This window comes from Stieleria sp., from assembly GCF_041595215.1.
Taxonomy (GTDB): domain Bacteria; phylum Planctomycetota; class Planctomycetia; order Pirellulales; family Pirellulaceae; genus Stieleria; species Stieleria magnilauensis.
Genome location: NZ_JBFHKV010001112.1, coordinates 1 through 2730 on the forward strand (window position 1 = coordinate 1; position 2730 = coordinate 2730).

Consider the following 2730-nt stretch of genomic DNA (forward strand, 5'->3'; position numbering starts at 1 on the left):
AGGGAGGGTCAAGCGAAGCGAGGGGAAGGTTGCAGGCTGGCTGTCGTACGTGTGCATCGGGTGCTATCGATCGATCCATTGTTCGAGGAGCACAGCCACAGAGAACACCCACCGATGGCAGCGCGAACCCACGGATCACCAGGCTGCATTTTATCCTTGGGTTCGCGCTGCCATCCGTGGGTGTTCTCTGTGGCTGTGCTCTTCAAACAATGGATCGATCAAAAGCACCCCAGGCACACGTACGACAGCCAGCCTGCAACCTTCCCCTCGCTTCGCTTGACCCTCCCTGACAGGGTGGGTGACTTTGGGAACTGTGCGGCCTGCTCGCCCCGTTGCCGGCCCTCTTTCTCGATTTTTCTTGGCCGCTGGGAAGTGGAAAACGCGTTGGTGCCCCGTCGGTACCCGGATGACCGAATCGTTGATCGAATCGATCCCGACCTACCACGCTGTCGGCCACTGTCAGCAACCGACGACTTCCCCGACATCGGACCGACACATTTCCGACGGCTTTTCCACCAACCCCTGTGTCGCGTAAGTGGTTCTGGCGAAGGTACTTATTGCTGCCAAATGGGATCCACTGACGGCATCTTCGGAAAGATTACGATAACGACGATAAATAAATACATCTAACCAGAATAAAAACCCATCGGATGAAACGTGGACGGCTCGTGGTGCCATGCTGCCGAAACCGACGGATTGGGTTAAAACATGGAGCCTGTAAATCGCTCCTCCAGCCGATTGCTTTGCATCCATGAAGATAACTTGCTCGCGTGAACCCCTGACGAATGCCTTTTCACTGGCGGCCAGTGTCGCCCCGGCTCGGTCTCCCAAGGAGATCTTGCAGAACGTGAAAATCACCGCGTCGGGCGGCAAGCTCACACTGACCGCGACCGATATGGAAGTCGGGATCCGATTGGAAGTCGAGGAAGGGGTGGAGATTGAAACCGAAGGCACCGCGCTGCTGCCAGTGCAACGCATGATGGCGATCCTGCGAGAAAGCAACGATGAGACGTTGACGCTGCAGACCGATGATTCGGGGATTCAGGTCAGCGGGGCGCGGAGCAAGTTTCGGTTGCCCGGCAGCAACCCGGACGAGTTTCCGCCGGTGGTGTCATTCGAAGAAGAGAAATACCACGTGATCTCGACGCGGTTTTTCCGTTCGATGGTGCGTCGAACCGTCTTCGCCACCGACACCGACAACAGCCGCTTCGCCCTCGGGGGTGTGCTGTTGGAGATGAGTGGCAATTCGGTCACGGCGGTGGGAACCGACGGACGCCGGCTGGCCAGCATGCAGGGCGAAGGCGAATCGATCGGCGGGCACGAGACCAGCGGCACCAGCACGATCGTGCCGACGCGGGCGATTCAGTTGATGGAACGGGCGGTCGACGAGAACGAAGACACGGTGGATGTCGCGGCGCGGCAAAGCGATTTGTTGCTGCGAACCAAAACGGCGGTGATCTATTCACGGCTCGTGGAAGGGCGTTATCCGACGTGGCGGCAAGTGATCCCCAAACGCGACGACGCGGTTCAATTGGACCTGACCGTCGGTCCGGTGTTCGCGGCGCTGCGGCAGGCGGCGATCGTGACCGATCAAGAAAGTCGTGGCATCGATTTCACCTTCGGCGACGGAACGTTGAAACTGGAAGCGAGCACCAAGGATGTCGGGCAATCACAAATCGAATTGCCGATCGCCTACGACGGCGAACCGATCACGCTGACGATGGACCACCGTTACCTGGCTGATTTTTGCAAGGTGCTCGACCGCGAGCAGAGTTTTCAAATCGAGATCGAATCCGGAGCCTCGCCGGCCTTGATGACCACCGACGATGGCTATTCGTACGTGATCATGCCGATGTCACGAGATCGATAAAACACCCTTTGGGGGGCAGGATCGGCCGTTGCCCCCGAACGGCGGGGATGGGGAACGAATTCGGTTTGGTCCTCCGAAGGCGGCCATGCTAGGCTACCGATGACAGAATCATCATCTAACGGACCAAGACCATTCCACTTAGGGGAACAGTGCTCGTGAACGACGTTTCAAATCCGGCCAGTCAGCTCGATCAACTCAAACAGTTCACCAAAGTGGTCGCCGACACGGGGGACTTCGAATCGATGCGGGAGTTCGCGCCGCAGGACGCCACCACCAACCCGTCGCTGATCCTGGCCGCTTCGGGCCAACCGCAATACGCTCACCTGATCGAACAAGCGATCGACGAACACGCCGGTGGATCGCTCAGCGGCCAAGAACGCATCGACAGCATTCTCAATCGCGTCCTGATCCTGTTCGGCAAGGAGATCTTGCAGATCGTTCCGGGGCGGGTGTCCACCGAAGTCGATGCACGATTGTCGTTCGATACCCAGGGCACCATCGAGTTGGCCAAGCGGCTGATCGACCAGTATTCCAGCGAAGGGATTGAGCGAGACCGGGTGCTGATCAAGATCGCGTCGACGTGGGAAGGCATTCGGGCGGCCGAGGTGCTGGAGAAAGAAGGCATTCATTGCAACTTGACGTTGCTGTTCTCGCTGCCTCAAGCGATCGCCTGTGCCGAAGCCAAGGTGCAGTTGATCTCGCCGTTCGTCGGTCGGATTTACGATTGGTACAAGAAGTCGACCGGACAGGAATACAGCGGTGCCGATGACCCAGGCGTCCAGTCGGTCGGGCAGATCTATGAGTACTACAAGAAATTCGATTACAAAACGGAAGTCATGGGCGCCAGCTTCCGCAACGTC

At 58.2% G+C, this 2730-nt stretch carries 2 protein-coding genes; both read left to right on the forward strand.

Annotation, left to right across the window (positions count from 1 at the left end; translation table 11 throughout):
* Positions 1 to 751 precede the first annotated feature (751 nt).
* Entirely contained in the window at positions 752 to 1870 is a 1119-nt protein-coding gene (gene dnaN / locus ABX749_RS28610; protein WP_372899039.1) for a DNA polymerase III subunit beta, read from the forward strand.
* A gap of 155 nt (positions 1871 to 2025) precedes the next feature.
* A partial coding sequence (locus ABX749_RS28615) for a transaldolase family protein (protein WP_372899040.1) occupies positions 2026 to 2730 on the forward strand: 705 nt, incomplete at its 3' end.

What these genes read in the sequence shown, in the direction of transcription:
- dnaN (WP_372899039.1), top strand. Translation starts at nt 752, where the DNA reads ATGAAGATAACTTGCTCGCGTGAACCCCTGACGAATGCCTTTTCACTG.